29 protein-coding genes are annotated in these 25,558 nt (G+C 64.9%); 4 read left to right on the top strand and 25 right to left on the bottom strand.

The genetic code is table 11. From position 1 onward, the window contains the following. Positions 1-45: 45 nt before the first annotated feature. The 24 genes from YU9_RS0110495 to motA form a co-directional block, all read right to left on the bottom strand. Positions 46-627, bottom strand: coding sequence for a transglycosylase SLT domain-containing protein (locus YU9_RS0110495; RefSeq protein WP_027572783.1), 582 nt, complete (start codon positions 625-627; stop codon positions 46-48). Beyond that, positions 578-1,912, bottom strand: a complete 1,335-nt coding sequence (locus YU9_RS0110500; protein ID WP_027572784.1) for a flagellar hook-length control protein FliK — start codon at positions 1,910-1,912, stop codon at positions 578-580. Before YU9_RS0110500 ends, YU9_RS0110495 begins: the two co-directional genes overlap by 50 nt. Next, positions 1,909-3,087 (bottom strand): chemotaxis protein, encoded by a 1,179-nt coding sequence (locus YU9_RS0110505; protein ID WP_027572785.1) that lies wholly within the window; start codon positions 3,085-3,087, stop codon positions 1,909-1,911. Before YU9_RS0110505 ends, YU9_RS0110500 begins: the two co-directional genes overlap by 4 nt. Next, the gene (locus YU9_RS0110510; protein ID WP_027572786.1) at positions 3,084-4,397 is read right to left on the bottom strand and encodes a MotB family protein; all 1,314 of its coding nucleotides are present in this window, start codon (positions 4,395-4,397) and stop codon (positions 3,084-3,086) included. The genes YU9_RS0110505 and YU9_RS0110510 overlap by 4 nt, the downstream gene beginning before the upstream one ends. Before the next feature lie 6 nt (positions 4,398-4,403). After that, positions 4,404-5,102 carry a hypothetical protein gene (locus YU9_RS0110515; protein ID WP_027572787.1) on the bottom strand — a complete coding sequence of 233 codons (699 nt, stop codon included), beginning with the start codon at positions 5,100-5,102 and terminating at the stop codon, positions 4,404-4,406. Continuing rightward, positions 5,099-6,724 carry a flagellar basal-body MS-ring/collar protein FliF gene (gene fliF / locus YU9_RS0110520; protein ID WP_027572788.1) on the bottom strand — a complete coding sequence of 542 codons (1,626 nt, stop codon included), beginning with the start codon at positions 6,722-6,724 and terminating at the stop codon, positions 5,099-5,101. Before fliF ends, YU9_RS0110515 begins: the two co-directional genes overlap by 4 nt. 308 nt (positions 6,725-7,032) lie before the next feature. Beyond that, entirely contained in the window at positions 7,033-7,947 is a 915-nt protein-coding gene (locus YU9_RS0110525) for a flagellin (RefSeq protein ID WP_027572789.1), read from the bottom strand. A 276-nt stretch (positions 7,948-8,223) separates the two neighbouring features. Further along, positions 8,224-9,132 (bottom strand): flagellin, encoded by a 909-nt coding sequence (locus YU9_RS0110530; protein ID WP_027572790.1) that lies wholly within the window; start codon positions 9,130-9,132, stop codon positions 8,224-8,226. Positions 9,133-9,395: 263 nt separating this feature from the next. Next, complete coding sequence (gene fliP / locus YU9_RS0110535; RefSeq protein WP_027572791.1) at positions 9,396-10,136, bottom strand: flagellar type III secretion system pore protein FliP; 741 nt, start codon at positions 10,134-10,136, stop codon at positions 9,396-9,398. Beyond that, entirely contained in the window at positions 10,133-10,576 is a 444-nt protein-coding gene (locus YU9_RS0110540; protein ID WP_027572792.1) for a flagellar basal body-associated FliL family protein, read from the bottom strand. Before YU9_RS0110540 ends, fliP begins: the two co-directional genes overlap by 4 nt. A gap of 42 nt (positions 10,577-10,618) precedes the next feature. Further along, complete coding sequence (gene flgH / locus YU9_RS0110545) at positions 10,619-11,326, bottom strand: flagellar basal body L-ring protein FlgH (RefSeq protein WP_027572793.1); 708 nt, start codon at positions 11,324-11,326, stop codon at positions 10,619-10,621. Next, a complete protein-coding gene (locus YU9_RS0110550; RefSeq protein WP_027572794.1) occupies positions 11,327-12,097 on the bottom strand; it encodes a MotE family protein in 771 nt (256 codons plus the stop codon). 67 nt (positions 12,098-12,164) lie between these two features. Continuing rightward, the gene (flgI, locus tag YU9_RS0110555) at positions 12,165-13,295 is read right to left on the bottom strand and encodes a flagellar basal body P-ring protein FlgI (RefSeq protein ID WP_027572795.1); all 1,131 of its coding nucleotides are present in this window, start codon (positions 13,293-13,295) and stop codon (positions 12,165-12,167) included. Further along, positions 13,292-13,768, bottom strand: a complete 477-nt coding sequence (gene flgA / locus YU9_RS0110560) for a flagellar basal body P-ring formation chaperone FlgA (protein WP_084298934.1) — start codon at positions 13,766-13,768, stop codon at positions 13,292-13,294. The genes flgI and flgA overlap by 4 nt, the downstream gene beginning before the upstream one ends. Before the next feature lie 13 nt (positions 13,769-13,781). Further along, complete coding sequence (gene flgG / locus YU9_RS0110565; protein ID WP_027572797.1) at positions 13,782-14,570, bottom strand: flagellar basal-body rod protein FlgG; 789 nt, start codon at positions 14,568-14,570, stop codon at positions 13,782-13,784. A gap of 18 nt (positions 14,571-14,588) precedes the next feature. After that, the gene (locus YU9_RS0110570; protein WP_027572798.1) at positions 14,589-14,918 is read right to left on the bottom strand and encodes a flagellar hook-basal body complex protein FliE; all 330 of its coding nucleotides are present in this window, start codon (positions 14,916-14,918) and stop codon (positions 14,589-14,591) included. Positions 14,919-14,920: 2 nt separating this feature from the next. Then, complete coding sequence (gene flgC / locus YU9_RS0110575) at positions 14,921-15,337, bottom strand: flagellar basal body rod protein FlgC (protein ID WP_018641261.1); 417 nt, start codon at positions 15,335-15,337, stop codon at positions 14,921-14,923. A gap of 11 nt (positions 15,338-15,348) precedes the next feature. Continuing rightward, positions 15,349-15,750, bottom strand: coding sequence for a flagellar basal body rod protein FlgB (flgB, locus tag YU9_RS0110580; protein WP_036017219.1), 402 nt, complete (start codon positions 15,748-15,750; stop codon positions 15,349-15,351). Between the two features lie 64 nt (positions 15,751-15,814). After that, a complete protein-coding gene (gene flhB / locus YU9_RS0110585) occupies positions 15,815-16,900 on the bottom strand; it encodes a flagellar biosynthesis protein FlhB (protein ID WP_027572800.1) in 1,086 nt (361 codons plus the stop codon). 13 nt (positions 16,901-16,913) lie between these two features. Beyond that, positions 16,914-17,954, bottom strand: coding sequence for a flagellar motor switch protein FliG (locus YU9_RS0110590; RefSeq protein WP_027572801.1), 1,041 nt, complete (start codon positions 17,952-17,954; stop codon positions 16,914-16,916). A gap of 2 nt (positions 17,955-17,956) precedes the next feature. Then, positions 17,957-18,331, bottom strand: a complete 375-nt coding sequence (fliN, locus tag YU9_RS0110595; RefSeq protein WP_027572802.1) for a flagellar motor switch protein FliN — start codon at positions 18,329-18,331, stop codon at positions 17,957-17,959. Positions 18,332-18,407: 76 nt separating this feature from the next. Beyond that, the gene (locus YU9_RS0110600; protein ID WP_027572803.1) at positions 18,408-18,719 is read right to left on the bottom strand and encodes a hypothetical protein; all 312 of its coding nucleotides are present in this window, start codon (positions 18,717-18,719) and stop codon (positions 18,408-18,410) included. After that, complete coding sequence (locus YU9_RS0110605; protein ID WP_027572804.1) at positions 18,700-19,641, bottom strand: flagellar motor switch protein FliM; 942 nt, start codon at positions 19,639-19,641, stop codon at positions 18,700-18,702. The genes YU9_RS0110600 and YU9_RS0110605 overlap by 20 nt, the downstream gene beginning before the upstream one ends. Beyond that, positions 19,638-20,534, bottom strand: a complete 897-nt coding sequence (gene motA / locus YU9_RS0110610; protein WP_027572805.1) for a flagellar motor stator protein MotA — start codon at positions 20,532-20,534, stop codon at positions 19,638-19,640. The genes YU9_RS0110605 and motA overlap by 4 nt, the downstream gene beginning before the upstream one ends. Before the next feature lie 142 nt (positions 20,535-20,676). Between motA and YU9_RS0110615 the strand changes: the two genes are divergently transcribed. Genes YU9_RS0110615 through fliI form a run of 3 tightly spaced genes read left to right on the top strand, consistent with a single transcriptional unit; the run spans position 20,677 to position 23,565 of the window. Next, positions 20,677-21,465: a DUF1217 domain-containing protein gene (locus YU9_RS0110615; protein ID WP_027572806.1), complete on the top strand. Its 789-nt coding sequence runs from the start codon at positions 20,677-20,679 to the stop codon at positions 21,463-21,465. Positions 21,466-21,468: 3 nt separating this feature from the next. After that, positions 21,469-22,197, top strand: coding sequence for a flagellar basal-body rod protein FlgF (gene flgF, locus YU9_RS0110620; RefSeq protein WP_027572807.1), 729 nt, complete (start codon positions 21,469-21,471; stop codon positions 22,195-22,197). Between the two features lie 42 nt (positions 22,198-22,239). Then, the gene (gene fliI / locus YU9_RS0110625; protein ID WP_027572808.1) at positions 22,240-23,565 is read left to right on the top strand and encodes a flagellar protein export ATPase FliI; all 1,326 of its coding nucleotides are present in this window, start codon (positions 22,240-22,242) and stop codon (positions 23,563-23,565) included. Here the strand turns inward: fliI and YU9_RS47560 are convergent. Continuing rightward, positions 23,562-23,777 (bottom strand): hypothetical protein, encoded by a 216-nt coding sequence (locus YU9_RS47560; RefSeq protein WP_156951804.1) that lies wholly within the window; start codon positions 23,775-23,777, stop codon positions 23,562-23,564. The two genes, fliI and YU9_RS47560, sit on opposite strands and share 4 nt — an antisense overlap. Positions 23,778-24,375: 598 nt before the next feature. Here YU9_RS47560 and YU9_RS0110640 point away from each other — a divergent pair. Then, positions 24,376-25,011: a MarR family winged helix-turn-helix transcriptional regulator gene (locus YU9_RS0110640; protein WP_027572809.1), complete on the top strand. Its 636-nt coding sequence runs from the start codon at positions 24,376-24,378 to the stop codon at positions 25,009-25,011. Positions 25,012-25,558 lie beyond the last annotated feature (547 nt).

A 25,558-nucleotide genomic window follows, 5' to 3' on the forward strand; every position in this document is an offset into this window, starting at 1 on the left:
CTTGCGCGGGGCTGATGATTGGAAGCGATGCACAACTTCATGTTGTCATGTCGTTTTCGGCTGACAGAACGAGCGCGCCTTGTCGGTCCACGCGCCGAAGCCGCTCGAGACGAGATGAGCGACGATGTGACAGACGTAGCGCTTCTGCGCCGGCTGGTTGTTGGGACCGGCATTGTAGCGGGCGACTGCCATGGTCCAGCTGCCCTCGCGCTGCTTCAGCTCCTTGAGGAAGCGCGCGGCGTAATCGACGTTCCTGGCGGGATCGAACATCGCCCGTACCGAAGCGAACTTGTCGCCGTGATAATAGTGGTTGATCTGCATGCAACCGAGGTCGATCAACTTGATCCCCTTGGCTCGCATCGTCTCGAAATTCGCGATTGCGTCATCCATGTCCTTGGCGAACACGGTCTGCCCGTCGGCGCCGAGGGCATACGGATGGAGCGCACCGCGCCGACCAGTCTCGGTGAGGCCGACCGCATAGAGAATGCCGAGCGGAATCCCGTGTTGCTGGGCCGCGCGCGCCATCTCGCGCTCGCAGGGGCGCGCAATCTCGGCGGCCGCCTGGGCGGCGCTCGCATTAGAGATAAACAGGGCCGCGACGATGATGCGGCGCCACGTCCTGATCATGACGCGTCTCCTGATTGAACTGGCGCTCCTGGCGGGCCTGCTTCGCGCCGCCGTCGGATTGCCCCGATGACGTGCCGGCACCGCCGAATGCGCCTTGCGACTGCGGCGAGGACTGTTGCTGGCCCGAGAGCTGCGGCTGCGATTGGCCGGAGCCGCTCTGGAATCCGTCGAGCGAGCCGTGCTGGACCGGCGCGACGTCCGCGACATAGCCCGCCGACTGCATGAGATCGCGGATCTGGCCGCGCTGCTGGTCGAGCATTTGGCTCGTGTCCTTGCGCTCGGCCGCAAGCTGGACGGACACCTCGGTGCCGACGAGCCTTAGGCGCACGGTGACATTGCCGAGCGCGGGCGGTTCGAGATTGACGGTCAGGATCTTGAGCGGCTGATCCGGCGCATTGGTCTGGGACGCTGTAAGATCCGGCGCTGCGGACGCCGCCGGTGCCGAGGACTCCTTCAGCTCGGCGACGACTGCATTGGCGACCTGTTGCGGAGCGTTGAACTGCGCCGGCGGCAGATGGGTCTCCTGCTGGACCACGGTGACCTTGGTCGTCTCGGGCAGCGCGGCGCGCGCCGAGGCCTTGGCAGCGCGCTCGACATTGGCCGTGACCGCCTCGAAGCCGGGTGTCGCGGGCATTGCGCTCGACGCCTCCGTGCCTTGCGTCGGTGCGGACTGCGCCGCGCCAACCACTTGCGAAGCCGCAGCCTGCGAGCGCGCGGTGGGAACGACACTGGAGGGCGCAGTGTCGACCGTCGCTGCCTTCGCTGCGCCGGTGGCGGGAGCCTCGCGCTTCGCCGTGGAGGACCGCTCGTCGCGCGCGGGCGCGTCCTTATCGGCGGATTGCATCTGCGTTTTCACGGCAGGCGCGGCAGCGATCTCCTGCCCGACCACGACGGCAATGCCCGATTGACCCTGGACATCTGCTCCGGCGGCGTGATCCACCTGACGCAGTTTCTCCGGCGACCTGTCGGCCTTCTTGTCGGAGGACTCCTCAGTGAAATCCGGTCCCTCGGACGCCGCGATGTGTTCGCGTACCGTCGCGTCCTTCTCCTTTGTCGGGTGAACTAGGCGCGTGCGCAGCGTTGCGGTCTTCGCGGTCGTATCGCTGCCATCATCGCTCAGTGCCTGCTTCGCGAGGTTCGAGACGGTGTGGAGCAGATCGTTGAACGACGAATTTCCCTGCGATTTGGTCCCGGCGCCCTTTGCGGAACGCGACGTCCCACGCATGTTGAGGCTCTCGGCGAGACCCGAGAAGAGCTGTCCGGAGGTTCCACTGAGCTTGGTCATGGACGGCGGTCCCTGGTCAGGAGTTCGAGTTCGCCGAGTTGCTTCTGCGCGCGCGCGAGCGTCACGGTCGATGACGCCAGATCGAGCCGTGCCGGCGTTGCCGGAGGCTTGTCGGCCGCGGCGGCTGGTCCGCCCGCGAACGGCTTGCGGACGTCGAGCGCGAGCTGCACCGTGGCATTGAGGAGGGGGACGTCGCGCTCGGGCAGCTTCGACCGGTCGAGCGCCTTCAGCTCGGCGAGACCGCCGTCATATTCGTCGGTGAGCGCCCGCGAGGCGCCGCGGAAGAAATGGGCCCGCTCGCGCTCCGCCGAGGCGTCCGCGCTGAACGTCAGCGCCCGCTCGCCGGCAAGGCGGGTCACGGCCAGCCGTCCACGCACCATCGCGGCGCGCGCGATCACGAGATACAGCTTGAGGCGGCTCGCGCGATCGATCTGCTCCAACAGGGCTGCGATCCGCGCAAAGCGGCGCTCGTCGAGTGGCAGGCTCGATTGCGTCAGCCCCGCGGAGAAGCGCTGCCAGAAGTCGCCGGCATAGATCGAGTTACGGTAATGGCGGATATAGGCCAGCGTCAGAAACTCGAACTTCTCGAAATCCTCCGCCTGCCCCACCAGCAGGATCTCGCGCCGCAGCGCCGCCTCCTCGACGAGCGTGCCGGGCAAGAGCAGGCGCGCGTCGTCCAGACGCTCGATCGCGAGCGATGCCTCGGCACGCGCGAACAGCGCGCCCTGGACCAGCGCGACCTGTCCGCCCAGACCTGAGGGGATCGTCCGCGGCTTGACGTCCTTGAGCAGCTCCCGCGCTTCGTCCTGACGACCCTCGACATAGGCGAGCGCACCATTGAACAGCCGCTCGTCGACGTTCATCTTGTCGCGCGGCAGCTTGCGGACGACCTGCGGCGCGCCGCCGCTGAGCAGGTAGATGACCACCGCCTGGCTGTTCTGCGGATTGCTCCACACGGCGGGATCGGCAGCGAGAAACTTCTCGCCGATCTGCCGGATCAGCGCGATGTGACTGCTGTGCGCGGCGGTGTCGCCGTTGGCGATGCCGTCCTGCACCGCCTGTAACGCACGGACGAGCTCATAGGGTTCGCCGGACTGGGGCGCAGGTTGAGCAAGCGCGTTCGCCGCCGTGAACGGCAGCAGCAGCAAGGCAGCGCGGCGCAGCAGCCTGATCAAGGGCGCTTCTCCCGGATCAGGATCTCGATCCGGCGGTTCTGTGCGGCCGCCGGATCGTTCGGAAGCTTCGGTCGCCGATCGGCGTAACCTTCGACATGCTCGATCCGCCGTGCATCGACGCCGGAGCGCACCAGCATGTAATAGGCCATCTGCGCACGAGCGGTCGACAGCCGCCAGTTGTCGTAGGTCTCCGAACGATACGGCCGATTGTCGGTATGGCCGCGGACGATGATCATGCCCTGGCGCTTCGTCAGCAGCGGCCCGATCTTGTCGATCACGCGGATCAGCTCGGGCCGCGGCTCGGCCGAGCCGACCGCGAACATGCCGAAGCTCGCATCGTCGGTCAGGCTCACCAGGAGTCCTTCCTCGACCTGACGCACCTCGGCCGCCGGCCCCGCGCCCGCCTTGATGTCCGACAGCGCGTCCGCGATCGCGGACTGAAGCTGCTTGAGGGTCGGCTGCTGCGTTTGCGCCGCATCGCGCGGCTCGGACTCCTTCGCCGTGTCGTTGGGACGCGCCTGCGGTGCGGCGCTGGCCTGAACGCCAGCTTGGCTGCTGCCCTCGCGCGAGGACTGCGTCGCTGCAGGGCCGGGCGGCAGCAGGGGCGACAGGCTTGCGGACGAGCCATCCGCGTTCGGCGCCACGCTTCCGCCGGCATCATCCGTCTTGCCGCGGCGCGGCTGCGCATCTCCCTGACCTGCGCCGGACGCGTTGTCGCGCGCGGAGGCATTCGGCTTTGGCTCGCCGTCGATGAAGCGATCGGCGTCCTTGGACGCCTGCGGCGCCAGCCTCCAATAGCCGGGATCGAAGGGATCGCGGTAGGCATCGCCACCTTTGAGGCCCTCCTCTTCGACGGACGTCAGAGCGCCGGCACGCCGCTGGCCCGAGGACTGGTTCGCGCTATTGGCGATCTCGGCGAGCGTCGCATAGGGATCGCGGAACAGCACCTTCTCCTCATAGGAGGCCGGCTTCTCGGCGGTTGGCGAGTCACCGCGACGTTCTTCGTTCGGCCCGGCCGGCTGACGCTTGCCATCCTGGCCTTCGAACGACGACGGCTCCTTCTTGGAGAGATCCTTGAGACCCTTCGGGGCAGGTGCGTTCTCCGCGAGCTTGATCGGGTTGAAATAGCTCGCGACCACCTGCTTCTGGTCCTGGTTAAGCGCATTGAGAAGCCACATGACCAGGAAGAATGCCATCATCGCGGTCATGAAGTCCGCGTAGGCGATCTTCCAGACGCCGCCGTGATGCGCCTCCTCGGCGAAGGCGCTGCGCCGGCGGACGATCACGAGCTCATGCTTGACCTCTTCCATGGCGGACTACCGGCGCGCTTCCTTGAGACGTTCACTCCAGGCGGAGATCTGCGTCTCGATCACGGTCTGGTCAGCCACGACGCGGACCTCGGAGATCTCGGCGGCCTCGTATGCGATGCCCGTTCGCCTGGACGCCTCGAGCTGCGTCTTCACGAGGTCGAGCAGCTCGCTCGGGCCAGTGACCTTGAACACCGGCACCGGAGAATTGCCGGTCAGCGCCGCGACCTGCTCGACCAGCGATCCGATCGCCTTGTCGCGCACCGCCTCGGTGAGGAACGGCAGCAAGATCCGCGCAACGGAGCTTGCGATGTTGGTCTCGATCTCGCGGCAGGCCGCCTCGAAGCCGCTGACGATCGCGACCGCCTGCTGGTCGGACCATTTGGCCCGCTCCTCGCCGAGCCGGATCGCGCTGCGGACGCGCTCCTCGGCGAGCTTGGCTTCGCCTTCTGCAACGCCGGCCGCATGGCCGCGCCGATAGGCATCGTCCAGGAGATTGACCGGCGGCGCTTCCGTCGTGGGTGCCGCAGGCGGCGCCTGAAGCTGCGGCTGCGATTGGGGCTGAGGCTGCGGTTGAGGCTGCGGCTCGCGCCGGGCTTCCTTCGGCCTGGTCAGCACGTCCTGGATTTTCGGCGGCGGAGGCGGCGGCGACTTGACCCGGCCATTCGCATCGAACTGCGTCAGGAGTTTTCCGATTGCCGCGTTCATGCCGCCTCCTCGCGCCGCATCCAGTCTTTAAGGATCGCTGCCGCCTGCATCTGATCGAGCCGGACAATCTGCTCCAGCCGCTTCTGCGGCGTTCGCTGCATCTTGCCTTCGAGGTCTTCGACGAGGTTGAGCTCGGCCTCCTCGCTGTCGGCTAACGCAAGAGCCGCCGAAGCCTCGAGTTGGGCGGCCTCGGCCGCCTCGGCCTGCTCCTGCTCCGCACGATGGGTCAGAATGCCGTTGACCGCGGGCCGCAGCCCGAACCAGACCAGCATCGAAGCAACGGCCAGGATCGTCACCGCGTTGATCACGCTGCCGAGCTGCTTGTTGATCATCTCGACGAAGCTGATCGGGGGCACCGGCGCCAGCTCGCGCGAGCCCTCGATGAAATCGACCGCCGTTACCTGGATCTGATCGCCGCGCGCCTTGTCCAGTCCGCCCGCCGTCGCCGCGAGCTGGCTGATCTCGGCGAGCTTGCTGTCGACGATGGCCTGGTTGCTCTTGTCGCCGAGATCGGCGACCAGCCGCGCGCGGTTGACCAGGACGGCGATGAACAGCTTCTTGACCGAATAGCCATCGCTCACCGTCGTCGTGGTCTTGGACGAGACCTCGAAATTGGTGACGTCCTCGCGGCGGGTCTTGTCCTCGCTGGAGTTCTTGCCGCCGCCCGCATTCACCTGCTGGTCGGGGAGATTCTGCTGCACGGTGGTCGGCGTCGAACGGTCGGCGTTCTGCGAGGATTCCTTCTCGCGCACGTTCCGCACCGAACGCTCGGCGCGGCTCTCGGGATCGTAGACCGTCTCGTTGATCTGCCGCTTGTCGGTGGACAGCTGCGGAGCGACGCTCACCTCGAAATTGTCCAGGCCGAGATACGGCGTCAGCGCCTTGCGGATGTTCTCCTGCACCATGCCGCTGACCGTCTTCTGCAGGCTCGCCATCTTCGTCGGCGCGGCGCTCGCCTCGTCCTCTTCGGCGAGCAGCATCGAGCCGTCGGCGTCCAGCACCGTCACCTTGTCGCGGCTCATGCCGGGGATGGCGGCAGCGACGAGATGACGGATCGACTGCGCCGTGCGCGCCTCGATCGCGCCGTCGGTGCGCAGCACGACCGATGCCGAAGGCGGCTGCTGCGTCGCGCGGAACGAGCCGCGCACCGGCAGCACGATATGCACCCGCGCCGCCTTCACGCCCTTCATCAGTTGGACCGTGCGCGCAATCTCGCCTTCCAGCGCCCGGAGCTTGGTGACCTCCTGCATGAACGAGGTCAGGCCGAGTGAGCCGATCTTGTCGAACAGCTCGTAACCCGAATTGGCGCTGGTCGGCAGCCCCTTCTCGGCGAGCAGCATGCGCGCCTGCATGGTCTGGCTCGGACGCACCGAGACGGCGTCACCGGCGGTATTGACGTCGAAGGCGATGTTCTGCTCGCGCAGCGCAGCGCCCATGCGTGTCACGTCTTCGCGGGTGAGGCCGGTATAGAGCGTCTCGAACTCAGGCCGGCTCAGATAGTACGCACCGCCGACGACGGTGACGAGAACGGCAAAGCCGATCAGTCCCAGGGCCATCAGGCGTCGCGGCCCAAGCTCCAGCAGATTGTTGAGCAGTTGCTGTATCTGCGCACGACTGAGCATATGACCTCGTACCAATGCGAATGGTGAGGACACTCAGCTGCCAACCTTGTCTGAAGGTTGCGCGAGGCCACGAATGTGTCGGTTCGCTGGCGAGGCGTTGCAATTTTACAAGAAGCCTGGGCGACGCAATCACAGTTTGCCAGCCACAAGCGGACGCTCGGGCGCATGGCAGCGCGATCGGCTGCGGCGTGTTGCACGAAGTGTGGCGTCGGGAGGTCGATTGCCGGCACGTCCTGTGCCGTCGCGTCCGCCGATCATGGCGGGGACCGTGCTCCCTGAGGGAGCACGGTCGTTTTCGAAAGCGCCGCTTAGCCGCGGAACAGCGACAGGATGCTCTGGCTGTTCTGGTTGGCGATCGACAGCGCCTGAACGCCGAGCTGCTGCTGGGTCTGCAGCGCCTGGAGGCGGGTCGATTCCGCGTTCATGTCGGCGTCGACGAGTTGGCCGACACCACGGTCCACCGAGTCCATCAGGGTCTTCACGAACTCCGTGTTGGTCGAGATGCGGTTCTTGACCGCACCGAGATCGGCAGCAGCCGAGCTCACCGAGTTGATCGCGGCCGTGACCTTCGCGATGTAGCCATCGAGCGTGGTCTGGTCAGCGGCCGAGTCGGTCAGCGCGGAGATGTTGATCGTGTCGACCGACGCGCTGGCGCTCACCGTGTCCAGGATACCGGTCTGCGTGGTGGAGTAGAGCGTGTAGTTGGCGGTCGTCACCGTGATGGAGCCGATGGTGGGCGTGCCGCCGACACGCGAATACGACGAGACGAGATTGAAGCTCGTCGGCGTGGTGCCCGTCGTCGTGCTCAGCCAGTTGATGCCGTTGAAGGTGGCCGAATTGGCCTTGAGCTTCATGTCCTGCTGGATCTGGGTGATGTCAGCCTGGATCTTGGTGCGGTCGATACCCGCGGTCTTGGCTTCGACCAGCAGCGCCTGGAGCTTGGTCAGGCCGGATTCCTTGTCGCCGATCACCGAGGTCAGAGCGGTATATTCGGTGTCGACGGTCGCGGCCGACAGACCGAGCGAGTCGGAGACGGCGGACAGCGCGGCGTTGTCGGAGCGCATCGACGTCGCGATCGACCAATAGGCAGCGTTGTCCGAAGCGGTGGACACGCGCTGACCGGTGGAGATCCGGTTCTGCGTGGTGGCGAGTTGGGCGCTGACAGACCGCAGGGTCTGGAGCGCGGTCATTGCGGAGGAGTTGGTGAGAAGACTAGAACCCATTTTGATGTCCCTTTGAAGATTGAATCGAGCTTAGGGGACATACCGGGCTTGCACCGGTACGACAGAGCGGCGTCATGCCTTTGGGCTTTCCGCAAACGCGGGTTCAAAGCCCAATCTGTCGTAACGGCGAGGTTAGCGAGCGAAGCTTGTGCGAGGCTTGTGGCTCTGTGCTCCAGCTGCAACAGGTAGCCGAAATGAGGGCGTGCGCAGCGTCACGCCAAACGACAAGGGCCGCGCTTCGTCGGAAGCGCGGCCCTCCTTTTGGTGATTCAGCTCTTAGCGGAACAGCGACAGGATGCTCTGGCTGCTGTTGTTGGCGATCGAAAGCGCCTGAACGCCGAGCTGCTGCTGGACCTGAAGGGCGGCCAAGCGGGTGGATTCCGCATTCATGTCCGCGTCGACGAGCTGGCCGACACCGCGATCAACCGAGTCCATCAGCGACTTCACGAACTCCGTGTTGGTCGAGATACGGTTCTTGACGGCGCCGAGGTTGGCGGCGGACGCGGCCACCGAGTTGATGGCAGTCGTGACCTGCGCGATGTAGCCATCGAGCGTGGTCTGGTCAGCTGCCGAGTCGGTCAGTGCGGAGATGTTGATCGTGTCGACCGACGCACTGCCGCTCACGGTGTCCAGAATGCCGGTCTGCGTGCTGGAGTAGAGCGTGTAGTTGGCGGTCGTCACGGTGATGGAGCCGATCGTGGGCGTGCCGCCGACACGAGAATACGACGACACGAGGCTGAAGCTCGTCGGTGTGGTGCCGGTCGTCGTGCTCAGCCAGTTGATGCCGTTGAAGGTCGCGGCATTGGCCGTGCTCTTCATCTGTTGCTGGATCTGGGTGACGTCCGCCTGGATCTTGGTGCGGTCGATACCCGCGGTCTTGGCTTGGACCAGCAGCGACTGGAGCTTGGTCAGACCGGAGTCCTTGTCACCGATGACCGTGGTCAGAGCGGTATATTCGGTGTCGACGGTCGCGGCCGACAGACCGAGCGAGTCGGAGACGGCGGAGAGCGCGGCGTTGTCGGCGCGCATCGAGGTGGCAATCGACCAATAGGCAGCGTTGTCCGAAGCGGTGGCCACGCGCTGACCGGTGGAGATCCGGTTCTGCGTGGTGGAGAGTTGCGAACTCACAGACCGCAGGGTCTGGAGTGCGGTCATGGCAGTCGAGTTCGTAAGCAGGCTTGACATTGCGAATGTCCCTTTATGTACGCGTTTACATTTTCACGAGGGGACATACCGGGCTTTCACCGGTACGGAAGGGCGGCATCATGCCTTTGGACTGATGTGGGTGGGGTCCAACCCGCCGTGCCGCATTGCTAGCACGCCGAATCTTGCTTCCAGATTAAGGACCGCCTGAATTCCATAGTAAAATCATATGGTTAACATTACCCGTCGCTAACCATAACCAGCGTGTATCGCTTAACCATATTCTGGCCAGCGAGCTCGGGCGGTCACGAGAACGAGCGCACCAGTCCGGAGGCGAGCAGATTCCAGCCGTCGATCAGCACGAAGAACAGCATCTTGAACGGCAGCGCGAGGATCGTCGGCGGCATCATCATCATGCCCATCGACATGGTCAGCGTCGCCACGATCATGTCGATCACCAGGAACGGCAGGATGATGAGGAATCCGATCTCGAACGAGCGCCTGAGCTCGGAGATCATGAAGGCAGGGATGATGACGCGCAAATCGACCCGCTTGTCGTCGAACTTCTTGCGGAAGCTCTCCGCGGCGAGCGCTTCGAAGGTCTGGAGATCCTTGTCGCGGACATGGGCCAGCATGAACTCGCGGAACGGATCCGTGATCTTCAGATAGGCCTGCTCCTCCGATATCTCGTTCTTCATCAGCGGCTGGACGCCGCTCTCCCAGGCGCGGTCGAAGGTCGGCGCCATGACGTAGAAGGTCATGAACAGCGCGAGACTGATCAGCACCAGGTTGGCCGGCGTGGTCTGGAGGCCGAGACCGGCGCGCAGGAACGACAACGCCACCGCAAATCGCGTGAAGCTCGTCACCATGATGAGCAGCCCCGGGGCCACCGACAGCACCGTGATCAGTGCCATCAGCTGGATGATCCGGCCGCTGGTCGAGCCGTTTCCCGGCGGCAACAGGGAATTCAGGTCTGGAATCTGGGCCAACGCCGCTTCGGGCAGCACGACCAGAATCAACGCGAGCAGCAGGATTCTCACTCTCACTGAATCACCAGCGTCTCGATGATCAATTCGCGGACCTTGCCCGACGAGCGGATGTTGGCGCGCTCGGTCAGGTCGTCACGCAGATGCTGGAGCCCGCGCGAGCCCTCGAACTGCGCAACCGTCGTCGAGCGCAGATAGGTGACGATATCCTCGCTGATGTGGGCGGCCAGAATGCCGGCATCCTCGTCGCTCATGCTGTCGGTCACCATGGAGGCTTCGATGCGCGCCCAGTTGTTGGCCGGCGCGGCGAGATTGGTCACGATCGGAGATAGTTTCCGGAGCCGCGCGCTGCCGGCGTAGCTCGACGCGATCGGCGGCGGCGTGACGCTCTTCTTGGCATCGGCAACGCGCTCGGCGGTCGCGATCAGATGCAGACCGGCAAGTGCGCCCGCGCCGATCGCGATCAGGGTCAGCACGACGATGGCCGCAATCAAGCGCATGGCGCCCCCTGCCGTCGCGACGCGACCCTACGGCTGCGAACCTCAGAATGGTGCCACGGCGTCATAGATCCGGTGTCCCCATCCAGGCTGCTGCACGTCCGACAGATTTCCGCGCCCGCCATAGGACACGCGCGCCTCGGCGATCTTGTCGTAGGAAATCGTGTTGGCTCGCGAGATGTCGCGCGGACGCACGATGCCGCCGACGTTGAGCACGCGCATCTCCGTGTTGACGCGAAATTCCTGCGATCCGCTGATCATCATATTGCCGTTCGGCAGCACGTCGGTGACGATGGCCGCGATCGACAGCTTGATGTCCTCGGTGCGGTCGATCTGGCCGTTGCCCTTGATCTGGGTGTTGGTGCTGAGGTTGGCGTTGGCCTGGCCCTTGTCGCTCCATCCTGCGACGTCCATCAGCCAGTCGAGCCCGAACTTGACCTGGGAATCGCGAGAGCGGCCGGTCTTGTTGTCGAGCTTGGCCTTGTCCTGCATCGAGATGATCACCGTCACGACGTCGCCGGTGCGCCGGGCGCGGGGATCGCGGTAGAGATCGGTGCCGTCGTCCCAGGTCGAGCGATAGCTGACGGGCGTGCGCATGCGCGGCGTCACCGGGATCGGATCGGCCTGCGTCCTCAGGCCGCTGCCGACGGGCGACATCTGCGGACCGGTCAGGACTTCGGCGGGATCATGGAAGCATCCGGCCAGGAGCACGGACGCCGCCAGCAGCGAGAGGATGAGGAGCGGCTTGTTCATCTATTTGGTCTTTCCGTCGTCCACGCGACGCATGCCGCCGAGCAGGTCGGCGAGGTGCGCCGCGCGTGCCGTATCCATCTCGTTGAAGATCGCGCTCGAGCTTCTCGGGCTGAGCTTGGCGAGCACCGCGGCGGCGGTCTCGTCGGCCATGCCGGCGATCTGGGTCGCCGCAGCCTCGGGCTTCATGCGCGAATAGATCTCGACCACGCTCGCTTCGGCTTTCTTCAGGAAGTCGTCGCGCAGCGCCATCCACTTCTCGTATTCGGCGCGCTTGGCCTCGACTTCGGCGATGCGCTCGCGGAGCAAACTCTCGGCCTTCTCCAGCTCCTTGAGCTGCCAGGCCAGCCTTGCGTCGACGGCGGGATCGGCGACGTTGCTGCAGAACAGGGCGATTTCGTTGTCCGGAGCCGGCGCAGCCTGCGGCGGCGCAGGCTTCGGCGGCGCCGTGACACCGGCGGGCTTGGCCGGACGTACCAGCGCGGCCGCAGGCGCGGGTGTCGGCGTCTCCGGAGCCGGCACCGCACCGGTAATCGTCGGTCCTGAATCTTCGGCCGCCCATGCCGTCGCCCGGACCGAAGCATTGTCGCCTGGTATCGCGGTGCCCGGCGGCTGCGGCTTCTGCGGTCCGCCCGCGCGGGCGCGCGCGAAGGAGAGCAGGTTGAGCGGCTTCGACGGCTTGGCCTCGTCCAAAGCGAGCACGGGCGAGGCGCTCGCGAGCACCGATGCCGCGGCCAGCAGGAGGAGTTTGGCTTTGTGATCCAGCTTCAGCATCGGGCCGCGTGCGATTCTCGCTTCAGACCTGAGCATTGAGCGACCAAGCTTGCACGACGCTTGTGCATCATTGCACGATGACGTCGGCCTGGAGCGCGCCTGCGGTCTTGATCGCCTGGAGGATCGCGATGATCCCTGAGGGCTTCAGGCCGATCTGGTTCAGCCCGCGCACCAGGCGCTGGAGATCGACCCCGCTCAGGATCGCCACCTGAGATCCGGCCTCGTTGGCCTCGACCACGGTCTGCGGAACGACCACCGTCTGCCCGCGCGAGAACGGCGCCGGCTGCGACACCACCGGCATCTCCGTGACACGAACCGTCAGATTGCCGTGGGTCACGGCGACGGTCGATATCCGCACGTCGCGCCCGATCACGACCGTGCCGGTGCGCTCGTTGATGACGACCCGCGCCGGCGTGTCCGGCTCGACCACCAATTCGCCGATCTCAGCGAGGAAGCGGACAGGGCCGATATTGCGCGGCTTCGACAGCACGATGGTGCGGTAGTCGCGCTCGAAGGCGATCTGCGCGCGGTAGCGACCGCCGGCGTAGCGGTTGATGGCGTCGAGAATGCGCGTTGCGGTGACGAAGTCCGGGTTCTTCAGCTGGAGCACCAGGAACTCCATCTCGTGGAGGCTTCCCTGCACCTCGCGTTCGACCAGCGCACCGTTCGGGATGCGTCCAGCCGTCGGCGTGCCCTGGCTGACGTTCTGCGCCTGGCCTCCGACGCTGTAACCGGCGACCGTGATCGCGCCCTGCGCCACCGCATAGACCGCGCCGTCCGCCGCGCGCAGCGACGTCATGACCAGCGTGCCGCCGAGCAGCGACGTCGCATCGCCGAGCGACGACACAGTGACGTCCATGCGCTCGCCGGGCCCGATCGAGGGCGGCAGGTCAGCAGTCACCATCACCGCCGCGACGTTGCGCGTGCGCAGCGTCGTCGGACGCGGGGGGTTGTTGGTGCTCGTGGTCTCGTTCCTGACGTTGATGCCCATGTTCTCGAGCATCGATTGCAGCGACTGTTCCGTGAACGGAGCGTTGCGCAGCGTATCGCCGGTGCCGTTCAAGCCGATGACGAGGCCGTAGCCGACGATCTGGTTTTCGCGCAAACCCTTGATGTCCGCGATGTCCTTGATGCGGACGGCGGCCTGGGCGCCGGCGGCCGACACGACCAGGATGAGCGCAAGCAGGAGCCTGGTCATGACCCGTCCACGACCTTGACGGTCCCGTCCGGCTGGACGACGCCCTTGATGATCACCCCGGTGTCCGTATTGCGCACCGGGATCAGCGCGCCGGCCGCACCCGACTGCATCGCCGAGCCGTAAGTGACGATGGACAGACCGCTGTCCTCGACCACGACCTTGACCATGGCGCCGCGGGCGACGGTCCAGGGATCCTCCACCGCATTGGTCGGGATCGGTTGGCCGGGCAGCAGCGCGCGCCGGGCCATGCGACCGACCAGGACCTGACGTCCCTCGATGAACATGGCAACGCCGAGCAGGCTCGGAGCGAAGGCGCGCTCGGTGATCATCTCTTCCCGGATCAGCTCGCCGGCTCGGATCGCGACGGCCGGCACGGGAAGCCGCTTCTCCTCGGCCGCAGCGACGCGCGCCGCGACGAGAATCAGCAGCACGGCGGCCAACCCGCGCATGATCAGGCCCACCCAGTTCAACATCAAGACACCAGAGCTAGCGCATGCCCTTCGAGACCGTCTGGGCCATTTCATCCGAGGCCTGAATGACCTTGGCGTTCATTTCGTAGGCGCGCTGCGCCGAGATCAATTCGGTGATTTCCTTGACCGGGTCGACGTTCGAGGCTTCGAGCCATTTCTGGTTGATCTTGCCGTAGCCGGCATCGCCCGGCAGACCGACGACCGGCGTGCCGGATGCCGTGGTCTCGCGATAGAGATTTCCGCCCAGCGGCTCCAGGCCGGCTTCGTTGGCGAAGTTGGCGAGGTTGAGTTGGCCGATCTGCCGCGGATTCACTTCGGTGTCGAGCTTGGCAAACACCTGGCCGGTCTGGTTGACCGTGACCTCGACCGTCCCCTGCGGGATGGTGATCGCGGGATCCAGCAGGTAACCGTCAATCGTGACGAGCTGGGCGTTGGCGTTGACGTTGAACGAACCCGCACGGGTGTATTGCACCTCGTTGTTGGGTCCGAGCACCTGAAACCAGCCGCGGCCGTTGATCGCAAGATCGTAGGGATTGCCGGTTTGCGTCAGCGCGCCCTGGATGTGCAGCTTGCGGATCGCCGCCGACTTGACGCCGAGGCCGAGATTGGCGCCTTCCGGAATCGGCGAGGAGCCGTTGGTGTTCGCGACACCCTGCATGCGGTCCATCTGGTAGAACAGGTCCGTGAACTCGGCGCGCGCCCGCTTGTATGAGGTCGAGTTGATGTTGGCGATGTTGTTCGCGATGACTTCGATGTTGGTCTGCTGGGCGTTCATGCCCGTGGCCGCAATGGCGAGCGATTTCACTATCGTTACTCCTTCAGATCAAATCGACATCCGAACGACTTCTTGGTAGGCCTGCACGACCTTGTCGCGAACCGCGACCGCCGTCTGCAGGGCCTGCTCGGCCGACATCAGCGCTTCCACGACGCGGCGCGTCGATTCCTTGCCTTGCATCGCCGAGATCGACGCCGCTTCGCCCGCCTTCAGCGTCCCGATCGCGTCAGTCGTCACCTGCTTCATCACCGATTCGAAGCCGACGTCGTCACTGGTCTGGATCGCGGTGGTCGCCGCCGGCGCGACGGCCTGCGTCTCGGTCGCGCGGGCCGTCGCCTGGCCGGCGGATACCGCCGTAGATGAAATCGCCTCAAGCATTGTCAGCTCCTTAAGAGGTCGATGGTCATGCCGAGCATGGACCTCACCTGCTTCACGACCTGGAGATTGGCTTCATAGGACCGGTTGACCTCCCGCATGTCGGCCATCTCGATCATCATGTTCACGTTCGGCAGCTTGACGTAGCCGGCCTTGTCGGCAGCGGGATGCCCCGGATCGTACTCGACACGGTACGGCGTGGTGTCGACCCCGATCTCCTTGACCTTCGCGAGCTGCGCGCCCGAGGCACGGTCCATCGCGGCGTCGAAGGTGATGGTCTTGCGCTGATACGGATCGGCGCCTGCGGTGCGTCCGGTCGAGGTGGCGTTCGCGAGGTTCTCCGAGACGATGCGCATGCGCGTCGACTGCGCTTCGAGCCCGGAGCTCGCGACCGTCAGAGAGGCGCTCAATGAGTCCAGCATGTCAGTTCACCTCAGGCCTTTGCACTCGACAGCACCATCCGGTGAAACGACCGCACGATCGCCGAATTCATCGAATAGTCGCGGCTGACGTCGCTGCCCTTGATCATTTCCTGCTCGAGGCTGACGGAGTTTCCGGAGTGAACCACTTCCCAGCTGTCCTTCTTCGCGGTCGCCCGCGTGTCGGTCTCGGTTGCGGACAATTGCATGTGCGACGGCGACGTCGTCGCAAGCCTGACCGGCATGCTGTCGAGCACCTTGTTGAACGGCTCGACGTCGCGCGCCCGAAAGCCCGGCGTGTTGGCGTTGGCGACGTTGGTGGCGATGGTCGACTGGCGCAGTTCGAGATACCGCGCCTGCGACGATGCGAGTTCGAAGAGATAAAGCGGTCCCACGACGGCCCCATTCTGATCCATTCGGGACAAGCCTAGGGCGTTAAGCTTTCGTCAAGCTGTTGCGCGAAGCACCATCCTCGGAAATCTACTGAACCTTCTCGGGCCGCGGCGTCTGCTTGGATTGGAGGAAGTAGATTATCTCGGCGACCGGCCGGAAGAATTCCGCCGGAATCACCTGATCGACCTGGACCGCCTCGTAGAGCGCGCGCGCCAGCGCCTTGTTCTCGATGACGGGGATTCGGTTCTGCTCGGCAACCTCGCGGATCTTCAGCGCGATCACGTCCATGCCCTTGGCCACCACGAGCGGCGCAGCGTTTTCCTCGCGCTTGTAGCGCAGCGCGATCGCAAAGTGCGTCGGATTGGCGATCACCAGCGTCGCGCGCGCGGCGGAGGCGATCATGCGTTGGCGCGAACGGTCGCGCGCCAGTGAGCGCAGGCGCGCCTTGATCAGCGGATCGCCTTCCGCCTGCTTGTGCTCGTCCTTGATCTCCTGCCGCGTCATGCGCAGCTCGCGTCGCCAATGGAAGCGCGCCCAGGCGAGGTCGATCGCCACCAGGACGATGGTCGCGATGCAGATCGCCGACACGATTCGCATCGCGATGTTGAGAATCATCTCCGGCAGCGCGACCGGATCGGTGTACATCGCCTCGAACGCCTTCGCTTCGGACGTGCGGAGCACGAAGGCGACGACGGCGGTCACCGCGGCAAGCTTGAACAGCGACTTGGCGAACTCGATCAGGCCCTGCGTTCCGAACAACCGGCTCCAGCCGCTCACCGGGGAGATTCGCGACAAGTCCGGCTTGATGCGCTCGAGCACCAGGCGCGGCGCGTTCTGCAGCAGCGAAGCGGCGAGCCCGAACACCACCAGGATGACGACCAGCGGCACCAGGAACCGCAGTGCCTGGAGCCCGACCACGGTGAGCAGGTTCTGCGCGTCAGCGCCGGTAGAGAGCGGGAAGCCCTCGGGATCGTCGAGCAGACTTTTCAACGTCGGCGTCAATTGCTGCACGCCCTGGCCGATCAGGAACGCCTGGATCACCATCAGCGCGGCCATCGAGGCGAAAATGGAGGCCTCCCGAGAGACCGGAATCTTGCCCTGTTCGAGCGCATCGCGGACTTTCTTCTCGGTCGGCTCTTCTGTCTTGCTCTCCTGATCGGATGTTTCTGCCATGCCCGTTCAGCGGTCAGCGAAAGACCAGCTCATCCTCCTGCTCGGGGTTGAGCTCGATTTCGCCCTTCTCCGCCAGTTCGAGCGCGAGGTCGGTGATCACGCGCCGCGCCTCCAGCACGTCGCGCTGGTTGGACGGCTCGCCGATGGCGAGCTCGTGCTCGACGACGCGGCGGACGCGCGAGGCGACCGAGGACAGGATCAGCTCGCGGAAGTTCTTGTCGGTGCCCTTCAGCGCGACGACGATGCGATCGGTCGGCACCTGGTCGAAGATCATGGTGCGCGCCTTCGGCGTCAGGTTGACCACGTCGTCGAAGGTGAACAGCAGCTCCTTGAGCACTTCGGCCGACTTCGGCCGCTTCTCCGACAGGCTCTTCAGCATGTCCTCGATGTGGCCGCGTTCCATCTTGTTGATGATATCGGCGACGCGGGCGTAGGTGTCAGCGCCAAGGTTGCGGGCGAAGTTCAGCGTCAGGTCCTCATGCAGCGTCTTCTCGATGATGCGCATGGCGTCGTCGACGATCGGCTTGAGGCTCAGGACGCGCCGCATCAGTTCGTTGCGCAGGCTCGATGGCAGCTGGCTCATGACCTTGGCGGCGCAGGCCGGCTTGACCTTGGACAGGATCAGCGCCGCGGTCTGCGGATGCTCCTTGGACAGGTAGCTCGCCAGCGAGTTTTCCGACACCGACGAGACGCGGTCCCACACCGAGCGGCTCGAATTGCCGAGCAGATCCGACATGATCTGCGAGACCTGGTCGGCCGGAAGCACGTCGCCGAGCACGGCTTCCAGTCCGCCGAGCGTGCCGAGAATGTTCGCGCCCATCGAGAACTGCTGGGCGAACTCCTCAACGATTCCCTCGAGCTCCTGCGCGGTGATCGGCCGCAGCTCCGCCGCCGCCTTGGTGACGATGCGGATCTCCTGCGGCTCGAACTGCTGCAGCACGCTCGCCGCCGCCTGCCGGCCCATCGCCAGCAGGAGCGCGGCGACCTTTTCCGTGCCGCCCAGCGTGGTAACGCCTCGCTGCTTGACGGGAGCGATGCCGACCGGTGCCGCCATGGTCAGGTATCACCCTGCCCCAGCGGCCCGACGATCTCCGTGAGCGAGACGCCGAAGCGCGAATTGTCCTCTTCGACGACGACCACCTCGCCGCGGGCGACGATGCGGCCGTTGACGACGACATCGACGGGCTCCCCGACCCGGTGATCGAGCGGAACCACCGCGCCGCGTCCGAGCTTCATCAGGTTTGCCACCGGAATGGTCGCCGATCCGAGCACCACCTGCATGGTGACGGGAATGCGCAGGATGGCGTCGACATTGGCAAACTTGCCGGTCTCCTCGGCCGTGCGCTGGGCGATCTCCGCCAGCCGCTCCAGCGGAGACGTCTCGGCCTCTGCCGATGCAGGTGCAGACTCATAGTCGAAAGATTGCGCCATTTGTTATCGCCTCTTGGTATTTCCGCTCCCGGAGCGCCGTGGCGTTCCGATCGTATTCGTGCTGCCGGCTTCGGCTTCAATGCTTGTTCAGGTCGGCGCCTGCGGTCGCGGCGGGCGCGAGCCCGCTCCGCGCATCGAGCGCCGCGATCGCCTCGTGGGCCTGATCGATCTTCGTGCTCAGCACGTTGGCGAGCCGTCCGAGATTTGCGGTGGAATCGTGCGCCGCCGTGATGACCGTGTCGAAGGCGCCCGCCGTCTCGTGCACGATGGTCGAGAATTCGCCCTGATAGCTGCGCAACCGCGCCAGCTCTCGGTGCATCCTGGTCACCCGCATGCTGGTGAAGGCGAGCGCAATCAGCAGCACGACATCAACGAGATAGGATATCATCGACGAACTCCCGCTTCTGATCGACGGGATCTGCCACCTGCATGGCGTAATAGCCATCAAGCTGGCCGATCTGACACCAGAACAGCACCTGATTGTTGCTTTCGAGACGGGCCAGCGTGCGCGGCGTGGCCTCGAGCTCGAGCACCTGCCCGACCTTGAACTTCACGACGTCGCCGAGCGTCACCATCTTCTCGTCGAGCACCGCGCTGAGCGTCACCTCGGTCCGGTGGACCTCGCTCTCCATCTGCTCGCGCCAGCGTGGGTCGGCTGCGCGACCATCGCTGACGACGACATGAGCGAGCTTCTGGCGGAGCGGATTGAGCGCGGAGTGCGGAATGATGAGGAACATCTGGCCGCCGCGGTAGAGCGCCTGCAGCATGATGTTTGCGCAGATCGACATGTTGCCGCTCCGCCCGATCGCCAGCGAAGCCATCGCCGTCTCGACCCGCTCTACGCGAAAGGTGACGTTCGAAGTGCCGGCGAAGGCGGATTGCAGCGCCTTGGCGAAACGTTCGAACAGCGCCTGCACCAGGCGGAGCTCGATGTTCGAGAAAGAGCGCTCGACGTCGAGCGGCGGCTCGGCGCCGTCGGAGCCGAACATCGCCTCGACCATCGTGAACACGAAGTCACGGTCGAGCATGATGATGACGCGCGAGTCCCACTGCTCGGCATAGAGCACCGCCGCGACCGCGTTGGCCTCGTAGTCCTTGATGATGTCGCCGACCCGGTCGTTGGTAATGCCGTTGACCGAGAAATAGCAGGGCGTTCCAGCCATCGGCTGCAGGCTGTCGGTGCACGATGCGGCCATGCGATCGAAGATCACATTGAGCATCGGCATACGATCGATCGATATGCCGGCGGCGTCCAGCAGGTAGTTCGGCAGCTGCTTGCGCTGATCGACTTCGACGTCTTCCATCATCATGCGCGCGCCGCCTTGGGTTCAGCATCGGCAACGACGGCCTTGGGACCTGCGATGGTCTCGTTCTCGACGACGTCGATCGAGGGACGCTCGCTGCTCGAGATCATCTTGCGGCCGTGCTCGACGGCGATCTGCGGCATGGCGCCGTTCATGAACGCCAGCAGCGTCTGCTTGACGATGATGTAGGGCCGGCACTTCTTCTCGCGCGTCATCTTGATCTTGATCGCGAAGGGCGAAATGATGCCGTAGGACAGGAAGATGCCGGCGAAGGTGCCGACGAGGGCGGCGCCGATGAAGCCACCCAGCAGCTTCGGCGACTGGTCGAGCGCGCCCATCGCCTTGATGACGCCGAGCACCGCGGCGACGATGCCGAGGGCCGGCATCGCCTCCGAGACCGTCACCAGCGCATGGTAAGGTGCCAGCTTGCCCTTCACGATGGTGTGGATCTCCTCGTCCATCAGCGCTTCGATTTCGTGCGTACGCGCGTTGCCCATGATGATGAGGCGGACATAGTCGCAGATGAACTGGAGCAGCGAGGGATCCCCGAGCACGCTGGGGAATGCCTTGAAGATCTCGGACGACGAGGGATCGTCGATATGCGCCTCCACCTCGTTGCGGCCCTTGCCCCGCAGCTCACGCATCAGGGCGTGCAGCGCGCCGAGCAGGTCGAGGTAATAGCGCTGTCCCGGCACCGCGTTGGTGATGGCCTGCATGCAGGCGACCCCGCTGTCCACGACCGTCTTCCATGGATTGGCCAGGATGAAGGTGCCGACCGCGGTACCTATGATGATGACGAATTCCCACGGCTGCATGAGCACGGCCAGGTGTCCGCCCATGGCGGCAAAGCCGCCGAGCAGCGCCGCTACCGTGATGAAAATCCCCACGAAACTGCCCAACACGCCGCTCCATCGCCGATCCCACTGGGAATACCTAGTCGGCGACGCTTGCGCGAAGCTGGCTCCTTCGTCGCCAGCCCCGCGCAAGCAATTGGCGGCAGCTTGAAGCGGTGTCGCAACGGCGGCCAGAGGGGCGCGTGTCATGCTATCCACCATCGCGGACTACACCAGGCTGACCAAGGACATGGGCAAGTCGCTGACGCAGGTCGCGAAGCAGCCGGACGTCAGCCGCGAGACCGATTATTTCCTCAGCCATATCGGCAAGGTGAAGACCATCGACGATTTCCTGAAGGACTATCGTCTCTATTCCTACGCGATGAAGGCCTATGGCCTCAGCGACATGACCTATGCCAAGGCTTTCATGCGCAAGGTGCTGACCGAGGGGGTTGCGAGCAAGGACGCCTTCGCCAACAAGCTGACCGACACCCGCTACCGGCAATTCGCAACCGCCTTCAATTTCGCCGCACTCGGCGACAAGGCGACCCAGACCGCCGCGGCCACGACCGGCACCGCGACCCAATACGTCACGCAGACGATGGAGGAGAAGGCCGGCGATCAGAACGAAGGCCTGCGTCTGGCGCTGTATTTCACCCGCAAGGCTTCCACGATCACGACCGCCTACCAGATCCTCGCGGACAAGGCGCTGACGCAGGTGGTGCAGACCGCGCTCGGCCTGCCGGCGACGATCAGCTCGGCCGATATCGACGCCCAGGCCAAGATGATCGCGAGCAAGGTCAAGCTCACCGACTTCCAGGACCCGGCCAAGGTGACCAAGTTCGTGCAGCGCTTTGCGGCGATGTGGGATGCGACCCAGGCCCAGAGCGACAGCTCGACCAATCCCGCGCTGGTCCTGATCGCCGGCGCCGCGACGTCGATCAGCATGGATACCAACGTGCTCACGACACTTCAGAACATCAAGTTCAACAGGTAAGTCATGCAATCGGCTCTGTATGTGGGATTGTCGGCGCAGGTCGCCCTCGAAAAGCGCCTCCAGACGATCGCCAACAACGTCGCCAACGTCAACACGGCGGCCTTCCGCACCGACGTGGTGAAGTTCGAGACCGTGCTGTCCAAGGCGGGGCCAACCCCGGTGGCGTTCTCCTCGCCTGGCGACAACATCATCTCGCGCGAGATGGGCAACATCACCGAGAGCGGCAACCCGCTCGACGTCGCGGTGGTCGGCCAGGGCTGGATCGCCTTCGCCGGTCCGAACGGCACGGTCTACACGCGCGACGGCCGCCTCCAGATCGCCCCCAACGGCGATCTTCAGACCGTGAGCGGCTTCCCGGTCGTCGATTCCGGCGGCGCGCAGATCACGCTCGACCCGAACGGCGGACCGATCTCGATCGCGCGCAGCGGCGCGATCACCCAGGACAACAACGAGATCGGCACCATCGGCCTGTTCAACATCCCGGCCGACGCCAATCTCGAACGCTACGGCAATTCTGGCGTGACACCCGACCGGCCTGCGACCGCCATCGCCGATTTCTCCCGGGACGGCTTCAAGCAAGGCTATGTCGAGGGTTCCGGCGCCAATCCGATGCTCGAATTGACGCGGCTGATCTCGGCCTCGCGCGCCTTCGACGGCACCAACTCGATGATCGAGGGCACCGAGAGCTCGCTCCAGAACGCGATCCGGACGCTCGGCGAACCCGGCAAGTAGACCGCGCCTCGCGCGCATTGAGATTGAGGTTGGACGGTTTCCTTGAACGCTCTTCGGCAACTTGAGTGGGCGCTGCTGGAGCTTCAGCAGAGCACTCCCCTGGCAAGCGTCAGCGGCGCGATCTCCGAGATCGCGCCGACGCATTTCCGTGTCTCCGGCCTGTCGCGCTTCGTCAGGCTCGGCGAGCTCATCGGCGTCAATTCGGCCGGCAAGCGCCAGATCGGCGAGGTGGTACGGATCGACAGCGACGGCATCGTTGCCAAGCCGTTCGACCGGCAATTTGCTGGCGGGCTCGGCTCGGTCGCCTACCGGATGCCGCCTCTGTCCTTCGCGCCCGATCCGAGCTGGAAGGGCCGCGTCATCAACGCCCTCGGCGCGCCGCTGGACGGACAGGGGCCCCTCACCCAGGGATCCCAGGCGGTCTCGGCGGAGGCGGAGGCGCCGTCGGCCATGAAGCGCGCACGCGTGCACAAACCGCTGCGCACCGGCGTGCGCGTCATCGACCTGTTCGCGCCGATCTGCGCCGGCCAGCGCGTCGGCATCTTTGCCGGATCGGGCGTCGGCAAATCGACGCTGCTCGCGATGCTCGCCCGCAGCCAGGGTTTCGACACTGTCGTGCTGGCCCTGGTCGGCGAGCGCGGCCGCGAGGTGCGCGAGTTCATCGAGGACGTGCTGGGCACCGACCGTCATCGCGCCGTCACAATCGTATCGACCGGCGACGAAAGCCCGATGATGCGGCGGCTGGCGCCGAAGACGGCCATGGCGGTCGCCGAATATTTCCGTGATCGCGGCGAATCGGTCCTGCTGATGGTCGATTCGATCACTCGGTTCGCCCATGCCGCTCGCGAGGTCGCGCTCGCCGCAGGCGAGCCCGCGGTTGCGCGCGGCTACGCGCCAACGGTCTTCACCGATCTGCCGCGCCTGCTGGAGCGCGCCGGGCCCGGCGAGGAAGGATCCGGCACGATTACCGGGATCTTCTCCGTGCTGGTCGACGGCGACGATCATAACGAGCCGATCGCGGACACGATTCGCAGCACACTTGATGGGCACATCGTGCTCTCCAGGCACATCGCCGACCAGGCGCGCTATCCGGCCGTCGACGTTCTGGCCTCGGTCTCGCGCCTCGCCCATAACGTCTGGGACCCCGAGGAGCGCGAATTGGTGAGCAAGCTGCGCGCCATGATCGCGAAATACGAGGACACGCGCGACCTTCGCCTGATGGGCGGATATCAGTCGGGCCGTGATTCGGGTCTCGACCAGGCGGTCGAGATGGTTCCGAGAATCTACAGCGCGATGCGGCAAGGCGCTTCGGCCCCGCCGAGCGCCGATCCGTTCCGCGAGCTCCGGGACATGCTCAAGGGCGATTAGCCGGTGGAGAGGGTGAGGCGACGCGACAGCCGCCTGCCGCCCGTCCTGCTCGTGGTTTTCGACAGCAGATTGCGCATGTTGCCACGCTTCCAGCGCATGCGCGCATCGGTCACCGATTTCCGCCGTAATCCCATCCACCGTGAGCGTAACGCGTGGCCGCAGTGCAAGCGATCGAGCGGCGATTCCGCGAGCACGGCAACAACAACCGGCACGTGCAATTCCTACGAGTTCCCCTGACGATTCTGCGGTAGAACGCAAAGGTTGTGGATGACGTGCCGGCGCACATGATCGTCGTGCACAAGCTTCGATCAGTTTGCGTCAACGACGGACAGCAATGTGCCGTGCAATCAAACCTTCGTATGTTGCGCCGCATGCTGCTCGTCAGGCAGCGTATTGCGTTCACCATCATGTGTCCCGAAGAGCGAGATTGCCTTGAACGTTACATTCGCCTGCAACGACATCCAGTCTCCGCGAGGGTCTCTACTTGATTTTGTTGAGAAGCTCATTCATCGTTTCCGCGGAATACAAGAAACGTCTGCTTGTGACTTGAACTTTGGGGGCTTCGGTTGAACTACTCCGATCCACCGTCTGCCGGCGACGGCAACCCGGGCTCCCGCGCGACGACGCTGTTGGGGTGCCATCGGCGGCGCAGCCTGTCGCTCCGGACGATGCGACGCGCCTCGGCCACGGTCGGGCCCGTTGCGGTTCGTGCCTTTGAACGAGAGTTCGACACGACATGCTGCTCGGACACTCAAGGCGCAAAGCGGCTTCGGGACGCCGCAGACGAAGTTCCGGGGACGAGGTAGATTCATGCCATTGGCGCGAGAAGCCGTCGAGCTGCTGGTTCAGGCGGCGAGGGCTTGGTATTTCGAAGGCAACCAGCATGGATTGCGCGATCGGGAGTGGATGGCACTGCGCTTTCTCGGCCGCGCCAACCGGTTTTCGCGCACCCCGTCCGCGCTGGCCGGCTTCATCGGCGCCACCCGAGCGACTGCATCGCAAATCGTGAAGACTCTGGAGAGCAAGTCCCTTCTGGTGCGAAAGCCATCGCATGAGGACAAGCGTTCCGTCGTCCTGCACGTCACCGCCCAGGGCGACAAATGCCTGAACCAGCACGACCCGATCAACCACGTGTTGAATGCGGTCACGGCGCTCGGGACCGACGAGTGTATCAGGCTGCGCGATTCTCTCCGCGAGATTCTCAATCATCTCGACGCGGCCCATCAGCGGCTCGATGCCAGCATCTGCCGGGACTGCATGTTTCTCGCAGAGCGCGGCCCGGGCACCGGCAAAGGACGTGGAACCGCCGAATTCATGTGCCGGCTCTATCGTGCTCCGATCTCGCTCGAGGAGACCGAACTGCTGTGCACCAGTTTCGAGCGCACGCGTGACCGCCCCAAGATCGAGCAGCATCTCGACCGTGGGCGCGTGGCCAGCCAAGGCTGAGGCGCGCGCTCGCAATGACGGAGTGTGTGGCGATAGCTCGCTCTCCAAGTGACGCTGTCATTCCCCGCCTCGTGCGCAATCGCGCACTGGGGCGGGGAATCCAGTACGCCGCGGCCTCTCGATTCAACCACTGCCGTCTCGGAGTACTGGATCGCCCGGTCAAGCCGGGCGATGACAGCGCGTGCGTGGTGGCAGACGTGCATATTCATTCTCGCGGCGCAATTCGCCCGAGCTTTGCCTGATCGCTCCACCCTCTGAAAGCCAAGAGGGCGCAGGGAAGGCCGCATAGGCGTTAAGGTAGCGCGAGCATCGATTGATACGGACGTTTTCGAGGAGGCTCGCGCAGGTGCCGCCCAAGCGCTCGCTTTCTGCGGCGGAAGCAACGGATGGTTGGTTGTGGAATGATCGCTTGTAGCAAGGATGCAACGAGTTGTTGCAAAACACGCCAAGCGCCAGGTGCCGTCAGGCGGCCTGCATCCAGCGGGGAGAGTCCTCGAAGTCGCGGGCAAGCGGCTCGAGCAGCAGGATGATCAAGAGGTGTGCCAGC

Source organism: Bradyrhizobium sp. WSM1743 (assembly GCF_000473065.1).
Classification (GTDB): Bacteria; Pseudomonadota; Alphaproteobacteria; order Rhizobiales; family Xanthobacteraceae; genus Bradyrhizobium.